Origin of the sequence: Curtobacterium sp. YR515, from assembly GCF_900113095.1 — a bacterium.
Taxonomy (GTDB): Bacteria; Actinomycetota; Actinomycetes; order Actinomycetales; family Microbacteriaceae; genus Curtobacterium.
The window spans coordinates 92617-114413 of sequence record NZ_FOOD01000005.1 but is presented as its reverse complement, the minus strand read 5'-3'; the positions used below and the strand labels follow the sequence as shown (position 1 = coordinate 114413).

Genomic DNA, 21797 nt, shown 5'->3' with positions numbered 1-21797 from the left:
GAGTTCAGCGGACGCGGGACAGGAAGTCGCGCGTGCGGGGGTGCTGCGGGTCGTCGATGAGCTGCGCTGGTGGGCCCTGCTCGACGATGCGGCCGTGGTCGAGGAAGACGACGTGGTCGGCGACCTCGCGGGCGAAGGCGACCTCGTGCGTGACGATGACGAGCGTCGTACCGGACTCGGCGAGGTCCGTGATCACGCCGAGCACCTCGCCGACCAGCTCGGGGTCGAGCGCCGAGGTCGGTTCGTCCAGCAGGACCACCGAGGGCTCGAGCGCCAGCGCCCGGGCGATCGCCACGCGCTGCTGCTGCCCGCCGGAGAGCTGGCGCGGGCGGGTGGCACCGCGGTCGCCGAGGCCGACGCGTTCGAGCAGCGTCTGGGCCCGGGCCTTCGCGGTGGCGGCGGGGACACCGGAGGCGATCGGGCCCTCGGCCACGTTCTCGAGCGCGGTGAGGTGCGGGAACAGGTTGAAGTGCTGGAACACGAACCCGATCCGGGAGCGCTGCCGCAGGATCAGGCGCTCGGGCAGCTCCTTGTAGCGGGGGACCCCGTCGCGGCCGGTCCGCACCCGGACGCCGATGGTCTCGCCGCCGACGGTGACGACGCCGCGGTCGAGGGGTTCGAGGTGGTTGATCGCCCGCAGCAGCGTGGACTTGCCGGACCCGGACGGGCCGAGGATCACGGTGACGCTCCCAGACGGCAGCGACAGGTCGACGCCGTCGATGACGACGTTCTCGCCGAAGGCCTTCACGGCGCCGTGGATGCCGATGGTGGCGCTCATGAGATGGCCTTCCCGTCGTTCTGGCCGGACGCGACCACGCGGTCGGCGGCGACCACCTGTGCAGCGCGTGCCGACGAGGAGGGGCGATCCGCGCCTCCTGGGCCTCCCCGGCCGCGCCCGGAACCGCGGCGCACCGCGGACCGGAGCCGCTGGAACGGCGTCGGCGGGAGCGCGCGGACCGAGCCGCGCGCCGTCCAGCGCTCGACGTAGTACTGCACGATCGACACCGCACTCGTGAGCGCGAGGTACCAGATCGTCGCCACGACGAGCAGCGGGATGATGTCCGTCGGGTACGTGCTCGACAGGTTCTGCACCACGCCGAACAGGTCGAGGAGCGACACGTAGAACAGCAGCGAGGACGCCTTGAGCAGGCCGACGATCTGGTTGACGAAGGCCGGCACGATCGAGCGGAGCGCCTGCGGCAGGATCACCCGCACGAACTGGCGGCGGCGGGGGAGCCCGAGGGCCTGCGCGGCCTCGTGCTGGCCGTGGTCGACGGCGAGCACGCCGGCGCGGACGATCTCCGACGCGTAGGCGATCTCGCTGAGGCTCAGTCCGATGACGCCGATCGCCAGGTCGCCGAGGACGTTCGCGGTCGGGACCTCGAACTGCGGTCCGAACGGGACGCCGATGCCGATGGTCGGGTACAGCGACCCGAGGTTGTAGAGGAAGACGAGCACCAGGATGAGCGGCACCGAACGGAACAGCCACACGTAGCCCCAGGCGAGCCCGGACAGCACCGGGTTGCGCGAGAGCCGGCCGATCGCCACGACGATGCCGCCGGCGAAGCTGATCACCGCGCTCAGTGCCGTCGCGACGAGGGTGAGCTGCAGGCCGGTCAGGATCGCCGGGCTGAACAGCCACCTGCCGACCGCCGGCCAGCCCCACTGCTCGTTGGTGAAGAGTGTCTCGACGAAGTTCAGGAGGACCACGAGGACGACCGCCGCGGCGATCCACCGCAGCGGGTGGCGCAGCGGGACGACGGGGCGGTCGAGCGCGGCGCGGCCGGCGGCGTCGATGGTCGCGTCGGTCGTGCTTCCGGCCGTGCTTCCGGTCGGAGTTCCGGCGGGGCTTCCGGTCGGGCGCTCCGTGTCGGTGGTCTGGGTCATGTCGCGACCGTAGGAGGTGCGCCGAGGCGCGACAACGCCGCGCGAAACACATCGGCACGGGAGGGAACCCGGCGTCACACGCGGGGATCGGATGACGCTCTGTGACGCGGGACGGCGGCTATCGTGACCCCCATGACCGCACACCGCGTGACCGCACCGGAGCCGCCGGCCGACGGCAGCAAGCCGAAGGGGCCGGCGTCGTACTTCCCGAGCATCGAGAAGACCTACGGGCGTCCGGTGCAGGAGTGGCTCGACCTCGTCGCGGACCGGCTCGACGGCCAGAAGCACATGGAGGTCGTCGCCTGGCTCAAGACCGAGCACGGCATGGGACACGGGCACGCGAACGCCCTCGTCGGCTACGTGCGGAACGCCCTCGCCGACTGATCCCCTCGCCGTCGCGGTTGTCGGTGGTGCGGCCTAGCGTGACAGCGTGGCCGAACCCGTCGACGCGTGGTGGCGCCGCCGACAGTGGTCGCGCGGTGTGGCGGTGCCCTACGCCGTGGGGGAGTTCCGTGCCGAGTGGTCCTCGTACCCGGTGCTCGTCCGGCAGTACCACCCGGAGTGGAACCACGGCGTCGTCCTCAGCCAGGTGCCACCCGCTGCCGAGGTCCTGCTGACGTGGGAGTGCGACGTCGGGCACGTCTTCGTCGCGACCCCGGGTGAGCAGCGCTCCCGTCCGGGTCGTGAACGACGCCGGTCGGTCTGGTGCCCCGAGTGCGCCGTCCAGGCCCAGCCGCAGCGCTGGCCCGTGCTGCCCTCCGACTGGCCGGCCGCGGTGCCGGTCCCGCAGCGGGTCGTGCGCGTCACGGGTCGGCAGACCCTGCCCGCGGCTCCGGCTCGAGGAACACCGGCCGGTGCTGTGGCGTCGACGCGGTCCCGTCCTCGTCGCCCGGAGCCCGGTGCACCCCGCCGGCCCCGGCCCCCGGCCGTCCCGCGGTCGATCTGCCCGAAGACGCCGCGGCTGCCCTCGGGGGAGTCGTTCACGAGCGTGTGCGCCCCGGCGACGGCCTCCGCGGTCGAGGCCGAGCTCCGTGCCGCCCTCGCCGAGCGGTTCGCCTTCACGTTCGACCACTCCGCGATCCGCCTCGACCGACCGTTCTTCGACCACGTCGAGGTCTGGCCGGACATCATCCTGCCGGAGCTCCGCGTCGCGATCGAGTACGACTCCACCGGACGCCACGGCCTCGAGCACGTCGGACCCCGGCAGGAGACGGACCGCCGGAAGGACCGTGCCGTGCGCGGTGTCGGGTGGGAGGTCGTCCGCATCCGGACCGGGCGGCTGCAGGCGCTGGGGCCGTACGACCTCGAGGTCTCCGGGATCTCCGGCCGGACGATCGCGCGCCTGGCCGACACGCTGCGCGAGGTCCGCGGCGCCCTCTTCGTCGACGCGTACGCGCGCTGACGCGCAGGCGGCCGGGCGTCGGCGCCGCACAACCGAAGTGCGCCGGAACCGCGGTTCCCCCCGGTTCGGCGTGCCGTGCGTTGTGCGCAGCACCCGCCGGCCGCCGGCGGCGGCGCGTCGAACCACGGAAACGACGTCGAACCGCGCGCGATGGCTGGTGCGACGTCGCTTTCGTGGTTCGACGCGCGGGCGCGCGCGCTGGCGGCGCGCGCTCGCTCGCCGCACAACCGAAGTGCGCCGGAACCGCGGTTCCCCGCGGTTCGGCGTGCCTTGCGTTGTGCGCAGCACCCGCCGCCGGCGGCGCCGTGTCGAACCACGGAAGCGACGTCGAACCGGCTGCGATGGCTGGCGCGACGTCGTTTTCGTGGTTCGACGTGCGCCCGCCGCCGCCGGGCGCCGCCGCCGCCGCGCCGGCGGCACCCGCGCCGCGCGTCACCCGCGCAGCGCCAGCGCCTCGCTCCGCCACCGGGCGTGCAGCTCCCATGGGTCGCTCACGCCCGCGGCCACGACCGCGACGTGCTCGAGCAACTCCGGCGTCACCCGGAACCACTCCGTACCGGGGTACCGCGACCCGGCGAACTGCGCGTGCCGCCGCCGCTCGAGGGTCCGGTCGCCGCGCTCGAACCCGAGGAGGTCCTGGTGCGGGATCGCCGCGAGCCGCTGCCGCGGGTTCGCCGTCGTCCCGATCTTGATCCGGTCGCCGAAGTCGTCCCGCATCCGCAGGTAGTAGACGACGTCGACCCGTGGGGGAGCGAGGTCCCCGTCCGGCACGTCGCCCCAGCGCCACTCGCACGTCGCACACACCGCACCCGACGGGAAGCGCACGCCGACCCGCGACCCGCACACCGGGCACGAGCCGGGCAGCACGTCCTCGACGCCGACGTGCTCGGCGGCGGCGTCGACTACGAGGGCGACGTGTCCGGCGCACAGCGGCACCGCGGGCACCGCCGACCCGGCGACCGCACCGGCGTCGCAACCGGGCGCGCAGCACGAGAGGGCGACCATGTCGGGAATGCTAGCCCGACCCACCGACGCCAGCCGCGCCTCCAGGCCGGCGCTACTCGGTGAAGATGACGCCGATCGGTTCGCGCTTCTCCTCCTGGAACCGGTCCTCGGCGCGCCCGAGCGCCCAGTACGCGGACAGCGACATCTCGGACTTCTCGAGTCCCCAGTCATCCTGCAGCAGTCGACGGATCGCCTTCATCGCGGTCCGCTCGCCGTGCGCGAACACCTGCACCGGCCTGGAGGCGCGCTCCAGCGAGCGAGCCGCCTCCAGCAGCAGCGTGCCCGGCTCGGCGCCGGTGGCGTCGCGGTGCAGCCACCGCAGGTCGACCCCGGCCGGGTGCGCGACGTCCTGCTCGTCGGCCGGACCCGCCACCTCGACGAGGGCGACGCCCGTGGCGGCGTCGGCCATGCCCTCGAGGGCGGCGGAGATCGCGGGGAGCGCACTGTCGTCGCCGAGCAGCACGTGGGTGACGGCGGGGTCGGTGGACGGGGCGTACCCGCCGCCGGGACCGGAGAGCGCGAGGAGGTCGCCGGGCTGCGCCGAGGCCGCCCAGGGACCCGCGAGGCCGTCGTCGCCGTGCACGACGAAGTCGACGGCGATGGTCTTCGCCTCGTGGTCGACGGCGCGCACGGTGTAGGTGCGGCGCGCCGGCCGGTCGTGCTTCGGGAGCGACTCGCGCAGTGACTCGAGGTCGTACGGCGGCGTGAGCCCGAGCGACGGCTTCGCGAGCAGGAGCTTGACGTACTTGTCCGTGGTGGCGAGCCGCTCCGGGTCCGCCGCCGCGACGAACTCGTCGAAGGCGGGACCGCCGAGGTGGACGCGGACCATGTGCGGCGAGAGACGCTCCGTGCGGTCGACGACGAAGACGTGCTGGGGGCGTTTGGGTTTCGAGCTCATCGGTGCGAGCTTCCTCTCTCGACTTCTGGGTGCGCTGTGCTTGACGTACCGCTCAGTAAGGTTAGCCTTACCTCCATGGACACCGTCATACCGTTCTCCGAGCTGCTGCGTCGGCGCACGCGTCGCTCGCAGGGGTCGGGTGGCGACGGGTTCATGCAGGACCTGCTCGCCGGGCGGTGCGACGTGGGCGAGTACGCGGCCCTGCTCGGACAGTACGCGTTCGTGTACGACGCCCTCGAGCGCGCGGCCGAGCGGATGGCGGACCACCCCGTGGCTGCCCCCTTCGTCACGTCGCAGTTGACGCGGATGCCGGCGATCCGGGCGGACCTCGAGTACCTCATCGGTCCGGACTGGTCCGAGCTCGTGTGCCCGCTGCCCGAGACCACCGCGTACGTCCGACGACTGAACGAGGTCGCGGCGACGTGGCCCGGCGGGTTCGTCGCCCACCACTACACGCGGTCCCTCGGCGACCTGTCCGGCGGGCGACTCATCGGGCGGCTGCTCGCGGAGCAGTTCGGCTTCGAGACGAACGGCGTCCTGTTCTACATCTTCGACCAGGTCGCCGACCCGAGCGCGTTCGAGCAGACCTACCGGGCGCAGCTCGATGCGGCTCCGTGGTCGGCCGAGGAACGCGAACGCGTGATCGCCGAGGTCGAGCTGGCGCACCGGCTCGACAGTGGGCTGCTCGCGGGGCTCGACGCGACGCGGGGGCCGGTGCTCGGACGCCCCGGGGCGTGGTCCGACGATGACGGGCCGCACGGCGCGGGCGACGACGTGGCCGTGATCGCGTGACCGAGCCGAGTTGACCCGAGCGGCCACGTGCCGCCCACCAGACCCGCCGGGATCGCGGAGCGCGTCGCTTCGCAGGGGTGCTTCCGCCACGCGCCGCGATCCCGGCGCTCCCTCGTTCGTGCCGCGCCGCGGGCGCCGCGGGCGTTTGGTGAGCAGAAACTGTCGGGTGCGGGCAGCCCAGGCGACCATTTCTGCTCACGAAGCGCCGCCCGCCGCCCGCCCCCCCGCCTCAGTGCCGCATGCGGCGCGCGAGCTTCTGGATCGGGCCGGTCTTCGGCGCGCGCTCCGCGGGTTCGACGACCTCCTGCTGGTAGAAGTCCGCGAGGTCTGCCATCAACGCCCGACGCTCCGCCCGCGCGTACGCCCGACGCTCCCGCGTGAAGGCGATCACCGTCGACCAGCACATCAGCACCATCACGACGCTGAACGGGAGCGCCGTCGTGATCGCCGCGGTCTTCAGCGCGTTCAGCCCGCCCGCGAGCAGGAGCGCCACCGCGACGAGGGCCGTGACCCCGGCGAAGAACACCCGGATCCAGTTCTTCGGCTCGATCTGCCCGCCGGTCGCGATCATGCCCATCACGAGCGCACCCGAGTCCGCCGAGGTCACGAAGAACACCCCGATCAGGATGATCGCCCCGATCACGAGCACGGACCCGGCGGGCATCCCGCCGAGCAGCTGGAACAGGACCTGCTCGACGGACACGCTGCCGTCCGCCCCGACGAGGTCGCCGGTGCCGTGCAGCTGGTCGTACAGCGCGGTGCCGCCCATGATCGCGAACCAGAGGAAGGTCAGCAGCGTCGGGACGAACAGCACGCCGAGCACGAACTGCCGGACGGTCCGTCCGCGGGAGATCCGCGCGATGAAGATGCCGACGAACGGCGCCCACGACATCCACCAGCCCCAGTAGAACGTCGTCCACGCGCCCTGCCACTCCTGCCCGGCCCGACCCGCGAAGGCGCTCGTGTCGAACGCCAGCCCGACGAAGCCCTGCACGTACTGCCCGATCGACTGCACGAACTCGCCGAGCAGGAACTGCGTCGGCCCGACGAACAGGACGAAGACGAGCAGCACGGCCGCCAGCACGAGGTTGATGTTCGACAGGATCTTCATGCCCTTGCCGACACCGCTCAGCAGCGACCCGACGGCGATCAGCGTGACGACGACGATCAACCCGATCTGCAGGCCCCGGGTGTTCTCCGCCGCGCCGGTGTACTCGAGCCCCGACCCGATCTGCAGCACACCGAGCCCGAGCGACGTCGCGACGCCGAACAGCGTGCCGATCAGTGCGAGGACGTCGATGAGGTTGCCCCACCCGCCCACCACGCGCTTGCCCAGTAGCGGCTCGAGCGCCCAGCGGATCGACACCGGTCGCGACCGCCGGTGGATCGCGTACGCCAGGGCGAGCCCGACCACGACGTAGATCGCCCACGCGTGCAGGCCCCAGTGCAGGAACGTCTGCGTGAGTGCCTGCTGTGCGAGGGCGTCGTCGTCGCCCGTCACCCCGGGCCGTGGTGAGGCGAAGTGACTGAGCGGCTCGGCGACGCCGTAGAACACGAGCCCGATGCCCATGCCCGCGGCGAACAGCAGCGAGAGCCACGAGAGCGTCGAGAACTCCGGCGCCTCGTCGTCCTGGCCGAGCACGATGTCGCCGAACCGGCTGAACCCGATCCAGATCGCGAAGACGACGAACGCGGCCGCGGCGATCACGTAGTACCAGCCGAAGTCCCGCACGATCCACCCCTGGACGGCCGAGAAGACGTCCTCGGTGGCACGAGGCGCGGCGAGCGCGACGGCGACGAACGCGAGCACGATCCCCGCGGCCGGCCAGAAGACCCAGCGCTCGACGGGCGGCTTCCGGACCGCCGTGTCGGCCGGCGGGCCAGGAGGCGCGGATCCCGTCCCCACGTCGTCCTGCGTCCGCCCCGTGGCGGGTTCGCGGTCTGCCGGCTCGGCCGTCTCGTCCATGGCGTCCCTCCACCCACGGATGCGGAGCATCCCTGGCCGGATTCTACGAACGCTCGCCGTGGTCCGTCCGGGTGCGATGGGAACGGGCGAGGCCGCGCACCCGCCCGCCGCGGTCCGTCCGGACGGTTGTCGTCACCGGTCCCGACGGGCCGATACGCTGCTGGGATACCGGGACGACCTTCCCGGCCGAGACCCGGAGAGGACCACATGACGATCGACGGTCAGACGCGCCACGGACGCGCGCGGGACGACGTCAGTGGCGCGGTCGACAGCGACCTGCGCTCCGACGTGCGGTACCTCGGCAAGCTGCTCGGACGCGTCCTGCGGGAGACCGGCGGCGAGGACCTCCTGCACGACGTGGAGAGCCTCCGTGCCGCGGTCATCGACGCGTACGAGGGCGGCGAGGCCGAGGGCGCCGCGCGTGCCGAGGCCATCGTCGCGGACCTGTCCGCCGAGCGGGCCGAGGCCGTGGCCCAGGCGTTCACCACGTACTTCCACCTCACGAACCTCGCCGAGGAGCACCACCGCGTCCGCGTGCTCCGGCACCGCGGCGACGACGGCGGACTCGCAGGGGACTCCTTCCCGGCGACGTACGCCTCGCTCGTCGAACAGGTCGGCGACGAGGCCGCTGCGGCCCGGCTGCGCGAACTCCGGTTCCACCCGGTCCTCACGGCGCACCCGACCGAGGCCCGCCGACGCGCGGTGACCACGGCCGTGCGGCGCATCACCGACCTCATCGACGAGCGCGACCGGACGACGAACGCCACGGCCCTCGCCGAGAACGAGCGCCGGCTGCTCGAGGAGATCACGACCCTCCTGCGCACCTCGCCGCTCCGCACGACCCGCCCGACCCCGCTCGACGAGGTCCGCACGGCGATGAGCGTGTTCGACCAGACGCTGTTCGAGATCGTCCCGCAGGTCTACCGTCTGCTCGACGACCGGCTGCTCGGTGACGACGCCGGGCGCGTGCCGGTCACCGCACCGGCGTTCGTGCGCTTCGGCACCTGGATCGGCGGCGATCGCGACGGCAACCCGCACGTCACCGCGGACGTCACCCGCCAGGCGGCGGAGATCGCGGCCGAGCACATCCTGCTCGGGCTCTCCCGTGCCGCCACCCGCATCGGCAGCACCCTGACCCTCGACGCGAGCGAGACCCCGGCGGACGCAGGGCTCACCGCGCTCGTCGCCGCGCAGGAGTCACTCGACCCCGGGATCGCCGAGCGCATCGGGGTCCGTGCACCGAACGAGACGCACCGTCGGGCGCTGCTGTTCGTCGCCGCCCGCATCGACGCCACGCGCCGGGGCGAGGCCGAGCTCGCCTACCCCGGGCCGGACGCGCTCCTGGCCGACCTCCGCACCATCCAGACGTCGCTCGTCGCGGCCGGGGCCACCCGTCCCGCGAACGGCGAGCTGCAGAACCTCGTCTGGCAGGTCGAGACCTTCGGGTTCCACCTCGCCGAGCTCGAGGTCCGGCAGCACTCGCAGGTGCACCGGAACGCCCTCGCAGAGATCCGCGCCGGTGGGGAGCTGAGCGCGACCACGGAAGAGGTCCTCGCCGTGTTCCGCACGATCGCCGCGCTGCAGGCCCGCTACGGCGTCCGCGCCGCCAGCCGCTACATCGTGTCGTTCACGCAGTCGGCAGCCGACCTCGCGAACGTCCACGAGCTCGCGGTCGCCGCACTCGGGTCGCCCGAGGCCGCCCCGGTGCTCGACGTCATCCCGCTGTTCGAGACCTTCGCGGACCTGCACGCCAGCGTCGACATCCTCGACGAGGCCGTCCGCACCGAGCCGTTCCAGCGTCGCCTCGCAGCGACCGGTCGCCGCCTCGAGGTCATGCTCGGCTACTCCGACTCCTCGAAGGACGTCGGTCCGGTGTCGGCGAACCTCGCGCTCTACGACGCACAGGCCCGGATCGCCGACTGGGCGAAGCAGCACGACGTCGAGCTCACGCTGTTCCACGGCCGCGGCGGCTCGCTCGGCCGCGGTGGTGGCCCGGCGAACGAGGCCGTCCTGGCGCAGCCCCGCGGTTCCATCGACGGACGCCTCAAGCTCACCGAGCAGGGCGAGGTCATCTTCGCCCAGTACGGCGACAAGGACATCGCCGCACGGCACCTCGAGCAGATGGCCTCGGCCACGCTGTTCGCGTCCTCGCCGTCGAACGAGGACCGCACGGCCGTCGCCGCCACGCGCTTCGCCGACCTCGCGCAGCAGCTCGACGACGTCTCGCGCGAGGCGTTCTACGGCCTCGTGAAGGCGGACGGCTTCGCGCCGTGGTTCGCGCGCGTGACCCCGATGGAGGAGATCGGTCTGCTCCCGCTCGGCTCCCGTCCGGCCCGCCGCGGTCTGAGCGTCGAGTCGCTCGAGGACCTCCGGGCGATCCCGTGGGTGTTCTCGTGGACGCAGGCGCGCATCAACCTCGCCGGGTGGTACGGCCTCGGTTCCGCGCTCGAGGCCGTCGGCGACGTGGAGCTCCTCCGCACCGCGTACGCCGAGTGGCCCCTCTTCGGCGCGATGATCAAGAACGTCGAGATGTCGCTCGCGAAGACCGACGAGCACATCGCCCGCCGCTACCTCGAGCTCGCGGACCGCGACGACCTCGCCGCGAAGGTCCTCGACGAGATGCTCCGCACGCGCGAGTGGGTGCTGCGCGTCTCGGGCGGCAGCGACGTCCTCGAGGACCGTCCCGTCCTCGCACGCGCCGTCCGGCTCCGCAGCCCGTACGTCGACGCGCTCTCGCACCTGCAGCTCCGGGCACTCCGCGCGATCCGCACCTCGGGCAGCACGGACCCGACGGACGGTGACCACCGGCTGCTCCTCCTCACCGTGAACGGCATCGCGGCCGGCCTGCAGAACACGGGCTGATCCGCGCGGACCGGCCGTCGGTCGTCGACGCGACCGCCTCGGGCCCAGGAGGCGCGGTGCCAGCTTGCACCGTGCCTCCAGGCCGTCTCGGTGTGCGCAACGCGACACCAACGCCCTTGTCGAATCGATTCGGGGGCGCGTAGCGTGGCCGACGTGACGACGGAGCGCACAGGACCGACCAGCCGGACGAGCGCCCTCCCACCGATCCTGCCGCTCGCCCTGATCGTCGGCGTGTCGCCGTTCGCGACCGACATGTACATCCCGGCCCTGCCGGCGATCGCACGCGACCTCGGCACGACGCCCGGTGCCGTGCAACTGTCCCTGACGGCGTTCCTCGTCGCGTTCGCCGTCGGGCAGCTGCTCGCCGGACCGGTGAGCGACGGCATCGGGCGACGTCCGCTGATGCTCGTCGGCACGGCGGTCTTCGCCGTCGCCTCCGTCGGGTGCGCGATCGCGCCGGACGTCGTGACGCTCGTCGTGGCGCGGGTGTTCCAGGGGCTGGCGGGTGCGGCCGGGGCGGTCGCCGGGCGGGCGATGGTCTCGGACGTGGTCGACGGGCCGCGGATGGCGAAGGTGTTCGGGACCCTCGCGGCCATCAACGCGATCGGCCCCGTCGTCGCCCCGCTGGCCGGGGGAGCGGTGCTGACGATCGGCACCTGGCGACTCATGTTCGTCGTCCTCGCGGTGCTCGGTGCGGCGTTCTTCGTCGCCGTGGTCGTCCGGTTCCACGAGACCCTGCCGCGGGCGTTCCGCGGTGGGGTGGGCCTCGGTGCGAACTGGGGACGCATCCGCGAGCTCATGGGCATCCCGCGGTTCCGTGCGTACGTGCTGACCGGGGTGCTCTCGACCATCGGGTTCTTCGCGTACATCGCCACGAGCTCGTTCGTGTTCCAGACCGGCTTCGGGTTCTCCGAGGGGATGTACACCCTCGTGTTCGCCACGAACGCCTCGATGATGATCGTCACGACGCTCGTGTTCCGCCGCGTGGTCGGTCGGTTCTCGGAGGACGCGCTGCTGTCGTTCGGCCTGGTGCTCGGGACCCTCGGCGCGACGGGCGTCCTCGTGTCCGCGCTGCTCGGGGCCGGTGCGGTGCCGGTCTGGGTCTCGCTCGCCGTCGTGACCGCGGCGTGGGGGTTCGTCCTGCCGGCGGCGATGACCCGCACGCAGCACGTCGGTGCCGCGCACCCGGGGACCGCAGCGGCACTGCAGGGCGGGCTGACGTTCGGGCTCGGCGGCCTCGGCACGCCGCTCGCGGGAGCCCTCGGCGGGACGGCCGTCGCGATGGGGTCGGTGATGGCGGTGCTCATGGCGGCCGCCGTGGTCGTGCAGCTGCTGGCGACGCGACGGACCGGACGCGCCTCGACGGGTTCGTGACCCGGACCCGGTAGGTTGCAGGGTGCACCCCGCACCGATCCCAGGAGGCACCGACATGGACATCGTCGTACACGAAGCGGACGCCGGCGCCGCCGTGCTCGAGTGCAGCGGCCGACTCAACATGGTGTCGGCCCCGACGTTCCGCGAGACCGTCGCGAAGGTCGTCGGCGACGGACGGCCCCGCGTGGTCGTCGAGCTGTCCGGTGTGGAGTTCATGGACTCCTCCGGTCTCGGCGCGCTCGTCGGGTCGCTCAAGGCCGCGCGACAGGCCGGCGGGGACCTCCGCATCGCGGCGCCGTCCGACCAGGTCGAGATGGTGCTGAAGCTCTCCAACATGGACAAGATCCTCCGCACGTACCCGGACGGGGACGCCGCGGTGACCGACTGGGCATGAACGCCGCGGTGGGTGGGCACAGCCTCGACCTGGCGTGCCCGCCGGACGACGTCACGGCGGTGCACGCGTTCCTCGCGACGGTGTGGGACACCGAGCCCACCGTCTCGGCCGAGGACCGCATGGCCCTCGAGCTCGCGCTCGTCGAACTCACCTCGAACGTGATCGAGCACGGGGCGGCCGGTCGCGGCGTCTCGTGCTCGCTCCACCTCGACGTCGGGTCCGACGCGGTCGAGGCGCAGCTGACCGACGACGGTGTGCCGGTGCCGGTCGACCCGTCCGCCGCGCAGCTGCCCGACGCGCTGGCCGAGAGCGGGCGGGGCCTGGCGCTCGTGCAGATGGTGGTCGACGACCTTCGCTACGAACGGGTCGCGGACCGGAACCTGTGGACGGTCCGGCGCGGGCGCCACTGAGTGCCGCTCGTGTCTGACGGACCGGTTCGTCCGCTTCGCGCAGCCCGTGGGCCGGTATCCGCAATGCGTGCGCATACATCCGGTGGGTTCCGTGCCGCCGTGTCACGATCCAGTCGATGAACGTCGAGCCCGACCCCAGGATCAGCTTCGAGACGTCCGGGGCCGACCTCGAGGCGGCGATCCAGATGTACGAGGACGCGTACGAGAGCGTGGGCTTCCAGGCGGAGCGCACGGAACGCCCGTTCGGCTACCGCTTCCGGGTCACGGGCGACGAGACGATGTCCTTCCGCTCCACCCGGTTCGACGCCCGGATGCAGGGCGAGCTCGAGTCCGGCGACGAGTACGTCGTGATGTGGCTCGCCGACGGTGGGGGCACCGTCGACGTCGGGCGGCAGGAGGTCGCCTTCACGCCCGGCACGCCGATGATGTTCCCGACCGGTCGACCGTTCGCCTTCGACCTGCAGGACCTCCGGCAGAGCCTGGTCCAGTTCGATCGCACGTTCCTCGAGGGCGTGGCGGCCGAGGAGCACGGCACGCAGCCGGCCCCGCTCGTGTTCGACCACACCCAGCCGCCGCGGCGCGAGGACCTCCGCGGGTGGAACGCCCAGGTCCGCCGGGCCGCCGAGACCGTGCTCGGCGAGGCACCGGTGTCGCAGCTGGTCCTCGCGGAGACCGCCCGGGACACCGCCCTCGCGCTCCTCCGCACCTTCCCGCACACCGTGCTCGCGCCGGACATCACCCTGCCGCAGGGCGCCACCGGCCGGGTCCGCGAGGCCGTCGAGTACATGCACGCGTTCGCCCACACCCCGATCAGCACGACCGACGTCGCCGAGCACGTCGGGCTCAGCGTGCGCGGGCTCCAGCAGGCGTTCCAGCGGCAGGTCGGAACGGCGCCCAACGCGATGCTGCGCGGCATCCGGCTCGACCGCGTCCGCGAGGAACTCCGCCGCTCGTCGCCCGGTGACGTCACGGTCGCCGCGATCGCCGTGCGGTGGGGTTTCGCCCACCTCGGACGGTTCTCCGGGGCGTACGCCGCCCGGTTCGGCGAGTACCCGCGCGACACGCTGCACGGCTGATCCGACCCCCACTACGCTTCGAGGGTGCGCAGACCTCGACCGTGGGTGATCGTCCCCGGGATCTGGAACTCCGACCCCGACCACTGGCAGTCGCTGTGGCAGGACGACCGGTCGGCCGACGACCCGGGCGCGGTCGTCCGGATCGCACCGGCGTCGTGGAGCGAGCCCGACCCGGACGACTGGTCCCGCGCGATCACCAGCGCCGTGGCCGCCGTCGACGAACCGCCGGTGCTCATCGCGCACAGCCTGGGCGTCCTCGCCGTCGCCGCGTGGCTCGGGCAGCGGGGGCGCGCCGCGGTCGCGGGTGCCTTCCTCGTGGCGCCGCCGGACCCGCTCGCGCCGGGGTTCCCCGCCGCAGCGGCCGGGTTCGTCGAGCCGGTGGCCCAGGCGGCCCCTGCGGTCCCGACGCGTCTGGTGGTCAGCGACGACGACCCGTACTGCACGCTCGACCGGGCCGTGGCCTTCGCGGACGTCCTCGGTGCCGGAGTCGTCCGGGTCGGCGCGCTCGGCCACGTGAACGTCGCCAGCGGGGTCGGTGCCTGGCCGACCGGCCGTGCACTCGTGGACGACCTCGAGCGCACGCTCTGACACCGTCCGCGACACGCCGTTCACCTTCGAGGCGATATGGCAGGGACTCCGGCGACACACCGGGGATGTCCGCCGAGATGAGCGTTGCGATATTTATCCTTCGATCATGGAAACGCAGTCCGGTGCACGCACCCCCCTCGTCGACCCGTTCGGTCGCGAGCTCGAGGAGTGGCTCCGTGACGCCCCGGCGACGCGCGCCCCGTACCTGTCGGACCTCGTGGTCCCGCCGGTCACCGGGCCCGTGCAGCGTCCGGACGCAGCGTCGGACGCCCCCGTCGAGCCCGCCACGACCAGCGGCGCCGCGGCCGTCGTCGACGCCGGTGTGCCGGCCGACGACTCCGCCTTCCGTCGCCCCCGCGACCGTGCTCGGCACGCCGCGGTCTGCGCGCCGTCCTTCCCCGAACCGCCGGAGCGCCTCGCCCTCCGCATCGAGGACCTCGCCGTCGAGGTGTCCTCGGCCAGCGGGCGCACCACGATCGAGCGCATCGTGATCCTCGAGGACGAGGTCCGTCGTCGTGACGAGGACCTCGCCCGCCTCGCCGCGTGGGAGGCCACCGTCGCCGAACAGCGCGACCCCGAGGTCGAAGCCGCTCGGGCGTTCGCCCACTCCGTCTTCGCGGACCTGCTGGCCGATGCCGCGCTCGAGGCCGATCGTCGTGACCGTGCCGCGGCGCGGCGTGCGGCGACGGGCAGCGTGCCGGTCGCCGGCGTGCCTGCGTCGGCCGCCGTCCCGGCACCCGCCGTCGTCACCGCCGTCGTCACCGCGGTCGTCACCCCGACGGGCTCCGCACCGGCTCCCGCACTCGTGGACGCGACCGAGGTCGTGGACGCGATCAACGCCCCCGAGGCGACCACGCCGGGACGCGACGAGCCTGCTCGTCCGGTGCTGTCCCTCCCGGTCGTCTCACCGGTGTCCGCGAACACGCGACCCACGCCGTTGGTCCAGCCCGCGACCGGGCCGACCGTGATCGACCGTGCCGCGTTCGCCGCCGCGCTGACGGCGCACTCCGGCGCGACGGCGAGCACGCCCGTCGTGCTCCCGGAGGCCGTCGTCCCGACGACCGCCGGGACCGCCGCCGCCGAGAACGCCGCGCACACGCCCGCCGGGCACCCTGCCCACGCAGCCGACGTCGCGTCCGAGGACCGTGCCTCCGCCGGGTGGTGGACGCGTTTCGTCGCCGTCGTCATGCGCGCGTTCGGTCGCCGCTGATCCACCGGGCAGCCCCGCGTCGCCCGTTGTCCACAGTGCTGCTCGGTCCCGTGGTCGTCCACAGGGCGCCCGGACCGACCCGGGTGGCTCGGTAGACTGACGGGATGCCGACGCTCCGCGAACTCCAGGCCGTGATCGAAGACCTGTGGCCCGCCGCCGGCGCCGAGTCCTGGGACTCCGTCGGGCTCGTGGCGGGGGACCCCGACCAGACGGTCGAGCACGTGCTCCTCGCAGTCGACGCCGTCCCGGCCACCGCCAGCGAGACGGTCGAGCTCGGCGCTGACCTGCTGCTCACCCACCACCCGCTGCTGCTCCGCGGCGTCACCACGATCGCCGAGTCGACCTACAAGGGCAGCGTGCTCGCCACCCTGGTGCGCGGCGGGGCAGCCCTCGTCGCCGCGCACACCAACGCGGACGTCGTGACGACGGGCACCTCGGCCGTGCTCGCCGACCGGCTCGGCCTGACCGACCAGCGCCCGCTCGAGCCCGGTGCGGACCCGTCGACGGGCGTCGGCCGCGTCGGGGTGCTCGCCGAACCGACCACGCTCGGCGCGCTCGCCCGGGCGCTGGTGGACCTCCTGCCCGGCACCGCGACCGGCGTCCGGGTCTCGGGGGAGTTCGACCGGCCCGTCCGCTCCGTCGCGCTCTGCGCCGGCGCCGGTGACGCGTACCTCGGGCACCCCGACGTGCTCGGCGCCGACGTCTACGTCACGAGCGACCTCCGGCACCACCCGGCGTCCGAGTTCCGCGAGCAGGCGATGCTCGTCGGCGGGCCCGCCCTCATCGACACCTCGCACTGGGCCACCGAGTGGCTCTGGCTCGACGTCGCCGCCGAGCAACTCCGCCGCGCCGCGGGGGTCCGCGTCACCGTGAGCGACCTCCGCACCGACCCGTGGGACTTCGCCGTCCTGCCGGCCGCCGAACCCACCACCGACACACAAGGAGTCTGACCATGAAGGCAGCACCCGAGGACCAGGTCATCCTCCTCGACGTCCAGCGTCTCGACAACGACGTCACCCGGATCGCGCACCGCATCACGTCGCTGCAGAAGGGGGACCGGCTCACCGAGCTCGGCACCACGGCAGCGGGGCTGCGCGCCCAGCTCGCGGCGGCCACCGGCGAGGTCGAGGACGCCGAGCGCGAACTCGCCCGCCTCGAGTCCGACACCGCCACGGCGCAGGCCCGTGTGGAGCGTGACACCACGATGCTCCAGAACGTGTCCAGCGCGAAGGACGCCGCTGGTCTCCAGAGCGAGCTCGAGTCGCTGCAGCGCCGCATCGGGGACCTCGAGACGGCCGAACTCGAGGTCATGGAGAACCTCGACGGCTTCCGCGCCCGCGTCGGCGACATCGAGGCGCAGCTCGCCGACGTCGAGGCCGCGCGTGCCGGGCTCGTGGCCGAGCGCGACGCCGAGATCGCCCGGCTCGAGTCCGACCGCGAATCGGCCACGCAGAGCCGTGCCGCCGTCGTCGCGAAGGTGCCGGCGGACCTCCTCGCGCTGTACGACCGGCAGCGGGCGCGGTACGGGTTCGGTGCCTCGCTGCTGCAGGGCGGGGTGTCCACGGCGTCCGGCGTGACGCTCACGAACTCCGACCTGCAGACCATCCGGCGGGCAGCGCCCGACGACGTCGTGCTCTGCCCCGACAGCGACGCGATCCTGGTGCGGACGGCGGAGTCCGGGCTCTAGGCGCGACCTGACGACGAACGGGAGGCGCGGTGCCGGCTGGCACCGCGCCTCCCGTCCGTCGCGTGCGTGCGCTGGCGGGGGCGGGCCGGCCGCACCGCGCGACCCGGTGCGGGCCCGGCGCACGGTGCGGCGCACACGACCTGGTGCGGTGTTGGCCACGCCGTGGCGCGCTGAAGCGGCGCACCGAGTGTGCAACCCGGCACGGGTTCGCGCTCCGCGCACCGTACGCCCGCGCACAGTGCCGCGGTCAGCGCCCGCGGCACGCGGGGGCGTGGGGTGCGAATGGGCCGGCCGTACGCCGGGTTCTGTCCCGCCGCTCGCGCGGCGGTGACGGCCATCTCTCTCGGACCGACGTTGCCGTCGGCCTCCAGCGGTCTACCCGAGGACTCGGCGAGCAGCCTCAGCGTCCTCTGTCTGACCTTGCTCCGGGCGAGGTTTACCGAGCGGATCCGGTCACCCGGACCCCTGGTGGTCTCTTACACCACCGTTTCACCCTTACCGACGTCGCCGCCGGCGGTCTGCTTTCTGTGGCACTGTCTCGCGGATTGCTCCGGGTGGGTGTTACCCACCGCCCTGCTCTGTGGAGCCCGGACGTTCCTCGGCACTCCCGGGGGAGTGACGCGACCGTCTCACCGACCCATTCGCGAGCACGAGTCTACCGGGCACGGGGCCACGTCGAACCACGGAACCGACATCGAACCAGCGGCGTGGGGCGGTTCGATGTCGGATTCGTGGTTCGATCCGCGACGACGGCGCGTCGGCGCGTCAGGCGCTCCGCGCGGCCAGGGTCGCGGCGCCGATGATGCCCGCGTTGTTCCGGAGCGTCGCCGGGATGATGTCCGCCTGCAGGTCGAGCAGCGGCAGGAACTCCTCGTACTGCTTCGACACCCCGCCGCCGACGACGAAGAGCTCCGGGGAGAGCAGGGCCTCGAGCGTGGAGTAGTACTTCTGCAGCCGCTTCGCCCAGTGCTTCCACGACAGGTCGTCGCGCTCCTTCGCGGCGAACGAGGCGCGGGACTCGGCGTCGTGCCCGTCGATCTCGAGGTGCCCGAGCTCCGAGTTCACGATGAGCACGCCGTCGTTGATGAGCGCCGTGCCGATGCCGGTGCCGAGCGTCGTGACGACGACCAGGCCGTCCTTGCCCTTCGCCGCACCGAACTGCTGCTCGGCGAACCCGGCGGCGTCGGCGTCGTTGACGAAGTGGATGGAGCGGCCGAGCTCCTTCTCGAAGAGCGCCTCGGCCTCGAAACCGATCCACTTCTTCGAGACGTTCGCCGCGGACATGGTCTTGCCGTCGCGGACGATCGCCGGGAAGCAGACCCCGACGGGCACGTCCGACGCCGGAGCGAGCTCGTCGAGGATGGACGCGGCCACGGCGACGATGTCGTGCGGCTTCCCGCCCTCCGGCGTGGCCTTCTTGATCCGGTCGGTGGTGAGTTCGCCGGTGGAGACGTCGACGATCGCGCCCTTGATGCCCGTACCGCCGATGTCGACGCCGACTGCGAGGGAGGTCATGAGGAGCCTTTCGGTGTGGAGGTCAGGAGACCGTGAGGAGTTCCGCGCCGCGCTCGGTGACGACGAGGGTGTGTTCGAACTGTGCGGTCCACGACTTGTCCCGGGTGGAGACGGTCCAGTCGTCGGCCCAGATGTCGGCGTCGATGCCGCCGAGCGTGAGCATCGGCTCGATCGTGAAGACCATGCCGGGCACCATGACGTCGTCGAAGCGCGGGGCGTCGTAGTGGGGGATGATCAGCCCGGAGTGGAACGCCCGCCCGACGCCGTGGCCGGTGTAGTCGCGGACGACGCCGTAGCCGAAGCGCTTCGCGTACGCCTCGATGGCGCGGCCGATGACGTTCACCTGCCGACCCGGGGCGACGGCCTTGATCCCGCGCTCGAGGGCGAGTCGCGTGCGGGTCACGAGGTCCTCGACCTCCTGCGACGCCTGCCCGACGATGAAGGTGCGGTTCGTGTCGCCGTGCATCCCGTCCTTGTAGGCGGTGATGTCGATGTTGACGAGGTCGCCCTCCTGCAGGACGGTGTCGTCGGGGATGCCGTGGCAGATGACCTCGTTGAGGCTCGAGCAGAGCGACTTCGGGTAGCCGCGGTAGCCGAGCGTCGAGGGGTAGGCGCCGTGCGCGACGACGAACTCGTGGCCGATCCGGTCGAGCTCGTCCGTCGTGACACCGGGGCGGATCGCCGCGCCGACGGCGTCGATGGCCTGGGAGGCGATGCGCCCGGCGGTCCGGATCCGCTCGACCTCGTCCGGGGTGTACGTGTCGCCGAGTCCGTGCTCGTGCGGCTCGGCCTTGCCGACGTACTCCGGACGCTCGATCTCCTTCGGGACGGACCGCAGCGGGGAGATGCGGCCGGCGGTCAGGTGTCCGTGTTCGTCCCGGGGCATGCGGACCACTCTAGCCGGGGCCGCGTGTCGCGCGGACGCGACCGGTGCGCGGGGAACGGTTCCGTCCTCACGCGCTCAACGACACCTCACGCGTCGTGGGGCCCGTGAACTGTCGCCCAGCGCGAAACCTCGCCGCGGGGTGCGGACGCGAGGGCCTGGAGGCGCGGTGCCGGCCCGACGGACGCCAGCCGCGCCTCCAGGCGGTCACCCAGCGCGCGGGGCGCGGCGCGGCCGCACCGCCGCCGCCGCACCTGGGTACGGTGGCGGCATGAGTGACGAACGCATCGAGTCCCAGTGGTGGTTCAACGAGAAGACGCACGCCGTCGAGCAGGGCCCGCAGTCGCCGCAGCGCGACCGGATCGGCCCGTTCGCCTCGCGTGAGGAAGCGCAACACGCCCTGGACCGGATCAAGGCGAACAACGAGCGTTGGGACGACGAAGACCAATAGGCTGAGACTCCCAGCTGGACCAGCTGCACCACGGAAAGGGCGTCAATGGACAAGCAGACGGACTTCGTGCTCCGCACCATCGAGGAGCGGGGCATCAAGTTCATCCGACTCTGGTTCACGGACGTCATCGGGACCCTGAAGTCCGTGGCGATCGCCCCGGCCGAGGTCGAGGGCGCGTTCGCCGAGGGCATCGGGTTCGACGGCTCCGCGATCGAGGGCCTCACGCGCTCGTACGAGGCGGACGTCCTGGCCCACCCGGACCCGTCGACGTTCCAGATCCTCCCGTGGCGCGGCGAGATCGACCCGACCGCGCGGATGTTCTGCGACATCACGACGCCGGACGGCCAGCCCGCCGTGGCCGACCCGCGCAACGTGCTCAAGCGCACGCTGGCGAAGGCGAGCGAACGCGGCTTCACGTTCTACACGCACCCCGAGATCGAGTTCTACCTGCTGAAGAGCCGCGACTGGAAGGACGGCGGCCCGCAGCCCGTCGATCGCGCCGGCTACTTCGACAACGTCCCCGGCGGCAGCGCGCACGACTTCCGTCGCCGGTCCGTCCGGATGCTCGAGGACCTCGGCATCTCGGTGGAGTTCTCCCACCACGAGGCCGGCCCCGGCCAGAACGAGATCGACCTCCGCTACGCCGACGCACTGACGATGGCGGACAACATCATGACGTTCCGCACCGTCGTGAAGGAGGTCGCGATCGAGCAGGGTGTCTACGCGACGTTCATGCCGAAGCCGATCTCCGGCCAGCCGGGCTCGGGCATGCACACGCACGTGTCGCTGTTCGAGGGCGACCAGAACGCCTTCTACGAGGCAGGCGGTCAGTACCAGCTGTCCGACACCGCGAAGCACTTCATCGCCGGTGTCCTCAAGCACGCGCCGGAGATCACCGCGGTCACGAACCAGTTCGTGAACTCGTACAAGCGCCTCTGGGGCGGTGACGAGGCCCCGTCGTTCGTGACCTGGGGCCACAACAACCGCTCGGCCCTCGTGCGCGTCCCGCTGTACAAGCCGAACAAGGGCCAGTCCGCCCGCATCGAGTACCGCGGTATCGACTCGGCGGCGAACCCGTACCTCGCGTACTCGCTGCTGCTGGCCGCGGGGCTCAAGGGCATCGACGAGGGCTACGAGCTCCCGCCGGAGGCCGAGGACAACGTCTGGAGCCTGTCCGACTCCGAGCGCCGTGCCCTCGGGTACAGCCAGCTGCCGGCGAGCCTCGACCACGCGCTGAGCCTCATGGAGGACTCGGAGCTCGTGGCTGAGACGCTCGGCGAGCAGGTCTTCAACTTCGTGCTGCTGAACAAGCGCCAGGAGTGGAAGGCCTACCGCGACCAGGTCACGCCGTTCGAGCTCGACACGAACCTCGGCGCGCTCTGACGGCACCGGGGGCA

21 protein-coding genes and 1 other RNA gene are annotated in these 21797 nt (G+C 72.5%); 14 read left to right on the top strand and 8 right to left on the bottom strand.

Annotated features, from left to right (window positions below; all coding sequences use genetic code 11):
- Positions 1-4: 4 nt before the first annotated feature.
- Positions 5-778: an amino acid ABC transporter ATP-binding protein gene (locus BM028_RS14750; RefSeq protein ID WP_092387470.1), complete on the bottom strand. Its 774-nt coding sequence runs from the start codon at positions 776-778 to the stop codon at positions 5-7.
- Positions 775-1887 carry an amino acid ABC transporter permease gene (locus tag BM028_RS14745; protein WP_092387468.1) on the bottom strand — a complete coding sequence of 371 codons (1113 nt, stop codon included), beginning with the start codon at positions 1885-1887 and terminating at the stop codon, positions 775-777. The genes BM028_RS14750 and BM028_RS14745 overlap by 4 nt, the downstream gene beginning before the upstream one ends.
- A 132-nt stretch (positions 1888-2019) precedes the next feature.
- On the opposite strand from BM028_RS14745, the gene BM028_RS14740 reads away from it, so the two are divergent.
- The gene (locus BM028_RS14740) at positions 2020-2271 is read left to right on the top strand and encodes a DUF4287 domain-containing protein (protein WP_071295979.1); all 252 of its coding nucleotides are present in this window, start codon (positions 2020-2022) and stop codon (positions 2269-2271) included.
- 46 nt (positions 2272-2317) lie between these two features.
- Complete coding sequence (locus BM028_RS14735; protein ID WP_071295978.1) at positions 2318-3289, top strand: hypothetical protein; 972 nt, start codon at positions 2318-2320, stop codon at positions 3287-3289.
- Positions 3290-3721: 432 nt separating this feature from the next.
- Here BM028_RS14735 and BM028_RS14730 read toward each other — a convergent pair whose 3' ends face one another.
- Both BM028_RS14730 and BM028_RS14725 read right to left on the bottom strand, forming a co-directional pair.
- Positions 3722-4294, bottom strand: coding sequence for a GIY-YIG nuclease family protein (locus BM028_RS14730; RefSeq protein WP_092387466.1), 573 nt, complete (start codon positions 4292-4294; stop codon positions 3722-3724).
- Between the two features lie 52 nt (positions 4295-4346).
- Positions 4347-5192 (bottom strand): siderophore-interacting protein, encoded by an 846-nt coding sequence (locus BM028_RS14725; RefSeq protein WP_092387464.1) that lies wholly within the window; start codon positions 5190-5192, stop codon positions 4347-4349.
- A gap of 75 nt (positions 5193-5267) precedes the next feature.
- Between BM028_RS14725 and BM028_RS14720 the strand changes: the two genes are divergently transcribed.
- A complete protein-coding gene (locus BM028_RS14720) occupies positions 5268-5984 on the top strand; it encodes a biliverdin-producing heme oxygenase (RefSeq protein WP_092387463.1) in 717 nt (238 codons plus the stop codon).
- Positions 5985-6213: 229 nt separating this feature from the next.
- Here BM028_RS14720 and BM028_RS14715 read toward each other — a convergent pair whose 3' ends face one another.
- A complete protein-coding gene (locus BM028_RS14715) occupies positions 6214-7980 on the bottom strand; it encodes a BCCT family transporter (protein WP_254789614.1) in 1767 nt (588 codons plus the stop codon).
- 177 nt (positions 7981-8157) lie between these two features.
- Here BM028_RS14715 and BM028_RS14710 point away from each other — a divergent pair, with 177 nt between their 5' ends.
- From BM028_RS14710 to BM028_RS14670, 9 genes are all read left to right on the top strand, one after another.
- The gene (locus BM028_RS14710; RefSeq protein WP_092387459.1) at positions 8158-10812 is read left to right on the top strand and encodes a phosphoenolpyruvate carboxylase; all 2655 of its coding nucleotides are present in this window, start codon (positions 8158-8160) and stop codon (positions 10810-10812) included.
- Positions 10813-10965: 153 nt separating this feature from the next.
- The gene (locus tag BM028_RS14705; RefSeq protein WP_254789612.1) at positions 10966-12186 is read left to right on the top strand and encodes a multidrug effflux MFS transporter; all 1221 of its coding nucleotides are present in this window, start codon (positions 10966-10968) and stop codon (positions 12184-12186) included.
- 55 nt (positions 12187-12241) lie between these two features.
- Positions 12242-12580 carry an STAS domain-containing protein gene (locus tag BM028_RS14700; protein ID WP_070418772.1) on the top strand — a complete coding sequence of 113 codons (339 nt, stop codon included), beginning with the start codon at positions 12242-12244 and terminating at the stop codon, positions 12578-12580.
- Positions 12577-12990 (top strand): ATP-binding protein, encoded by a 414-nt coding sequence (locus BM028_RS14695; protein ID WP_070418773.1) that lies wholly within the window; start codon positions 12577-12579, stop codon positions 12988-12990. Before BM028_RS14700 ends, BM028_RS14695 begins: the two co-directional genes overlap by 4 nt.
- Positions 12991-13106: 116 nt before the next feature.
- A complete protein-coding gene (locus BM028_RS14690) occupies positions 13107-14066 on the top strand; it encodes an AraC family transcriptional regulator (RefSeq protein WP_092387455.1) in 960 nt (319 codons plus the stop codon).
- 24 nt (positions 14067-14090) lie between these two features.
- Positions 14091-14654, top strand: coding sequence for an RBBP9/YdeN family alpha/beta hydrolase (locus BM028_RS14685; RefSeq protein WP_092387453.1), 564 nt, complete (start codon positions 14091-14093; stop codon positions 14652-14654).
- A 106-nt stretch (positions 14655-14760) separates the two neighbouring features.
- Positions 14761-15864 (top strand): hypothetical protein, encoded by a 1104-nt coding sequence (locus BM028_RS14680; protein ID WP_092387451.1) that lies wholly within the window; start codon positions 14761-14763, stop codon positions 15862-15864.
- Between the two features lie 104 nt (positions 15865-15968).
- Entirely contained in the window at positions 15969-16814 is an 846-nt protein-coding gene (locus tag BM028_RS14675) for a Nif3-like dinuclear metal center hexameric protein (protein ID WP_092387449.1), read from the top strand.
- Between the two features lie 2 nt (positions 16815-16816).
- Positions 16817-17551 carry a zinc ribbon domain-containing protein gene (locus BM028_RS14670; protein ID WP_092387448.1) on the top strand — a complete coding sequence of 245 codons (735 nt, stop codon included), beginning with the start codon at positions 16817-16819 and terminating at the stop codon, positions 17549-17551.
- Positions 17552-17830: 279 nt separating this feature from the next.
- Here BM028_RS14670 and rnpB read toward each other — a convergent pair.
- The 3 genes from rnpB to map form a co-directional block, all read right to left on the bottom strand.
- Positions 17831-18191: RNase P RNA component class A (gene rnpB / locus BM028_RS14665), an RNA gene on the bottom strand.
- Between the two features lie 125 nt (positions 18192-18316).
- Positions 18317-19066, bottom strand: a complete 750-nt coding sequence (gene ppgK, locus BM028_RS14660; RefSeq protein WP_070418779.1) for a polyphosphate--glucose phosphotransferase — start codon at positions 19064-19066, stop codon at positions 18317-18319.
- A gap of 22 nt (positions 19067-19088) precedes the next feature.
- Positions 19089-19952 (bottom strand): type I methionyl aminopeptidase, encoded by an 864-nt coding sequence (gene map, locus BM028_RS14655; RefSeq protein ID WP_071295240.1) that lies wholly within the window; start codon positions 19950-19952, stop codon positions 19089-19091.
- A 268-nt stretch (positions 19953-20220) separates the two neighbouring features.
- On the opposite strand from map, the gene BM028_RS14650 reads away from it, so the two are divergent.
- Together BM028_RS14650 and glnA are read left to right on the top strand one after the other, a co-directional pair.
- Complete coding sequence (locus tag BM028_RS14650; RefSeq protein WP_070418781.1) at positions 20221-20400, top strand: SPOR domain-containing protein; 180 nt, start codon at positions 20221-20223, stop codon at positions 20398-20400.
- A gap of 45 nt (positions 20401-20445) precedes the next feature.
- Positions 20446-21783: a type I glutamate--ammonia ligase gene (gene glnA, locus BM028_RS14645; protein WP_070418782.1), complete on the top strand. Its 1338-nt coding sequence runs from the start codon at positions 20446-20448 to the stop codon at positions 21781-21783.
- Positions 21784-21797 lie beyond the last annotated feature (14 nt).

Coding starts and splice junctions, on each gene's coding strand:
- BM028_RS14650 (WP_070418781.1), top strand. CDS start 20,221: ATGAGTGACGAACGCATCGAGTCCCAGTGGTGGTTCAACGAGAAGACG.
- BM028_RS14680 (WP_092387451.1), top strand. CDS start 14,761: ATGGAAACGCAGTCCGGTGCACGCACCCCCCTCGTCGACCCGTTCGGT.
- BM028_RS14730 (WP_092387466.1), bottom strand. CDS start 4,294: ATGGTCGCCCTCTCGTGCTGCGCGCCCGGTTGCGACGCCGGTGCGGTC.
- BM028_RS14675 (WP_092387449.1), top strand. CDS start 15,969: ATGCCGACGCTCCGCGAACTCCAGGCCGTGATCGAAGACCTGTGGCCC.
- BM028_RS14710 (WP_092387459.1), top strand. CDS start 8,158: ATGACGATCGACGGTCAGACGCGCCACGGACGCGCGCGGGACGACGTC.
- BM028_RS14715 (WP_254789614.1), bottom strand. CDS start 7,980: ATGCTCCGCATCCGTGGGTGGAGGGACGCCATGGACGAGACGGCCGAG.
- BM028_RS14690 (WP_092387455.1), top strand. CDS start 13,107: ATGAACGTCGAGCCCGACCCCAGGATCAGCTTCGAGACGTCCGGGGCC.
- BM028_RS14700 (WP_070418772.1), top strand. CDS start 12,242: ATGGACATCGTCGTACACGAAGCGGACGCCGGCGCCGCCGTGCTCGAG.
- BM028_RS14720 (WP_092387463.1), top strand. CDS start 5,268: ATGGACACCGTCATACCGTTCTCCGAGCTGCTGCGTCGGCGCACGCGT.
- BM028_RS14745 (WP_092387468.1), bottom strand. CDS start 1,887: ATGACCCAGACCACCGACACGGAGCGCCCGACCGGAAGCCCCGCCGGA.
- map (WP_071295240.1), bottom strand. CDS start 19,952: ATGCCCCGGGACGAACACGGACACCTGACCGCCGGCCGCATCTCCCCG.
- BM028_RS14750 (WP_092387470.1), bottom strand. CDS start 778: ATGAGCGCCACCATCGGCATCCACGGCGCCGTGAAGGCCTTCGGCGAG.
- BM028_RS14695 (WP_070418773.1), top strand. CDS start 12,577: ATGAACGCCGCGGTGGGTGGGCACAGCCTCGACCTGGCGTGCCCGCCG.
- ppgK (WP_070418779.1), bottom strand. CDS start 19,066: ATGACCTCCCTCGCAGTCGGCGTCGACATCGGCGGTACGGGCATCAAG.
- BM028_RS14670 (WP_092387448.1), top strand. CDS start 16,817: ATGAAGGCAGCACCCGAGGACCAGGTCATCCTCCTCGACGTCCAGCGT.
- BM028_RS14725 (WP_092387464.1), bottom strand. CDS start 5,192: ATGAGCTCGAAACCCAAACGCCCCCAGCACGTCTTCGTCGTCGACCGC.
- glnA (WP_070418782.1), top strand. CDS start 20,446: ATGGACAAGCAGACGGACTTCGTGCTCCGCACCATCGAGGAGCGGGGC.
- BM028_RS14740 (WP_071295979.1), top strand. CDS start 2,020: ATGACCGCACACCGCGTGACCGCACCGGAGCCGCCGGCCGACGGCAGC.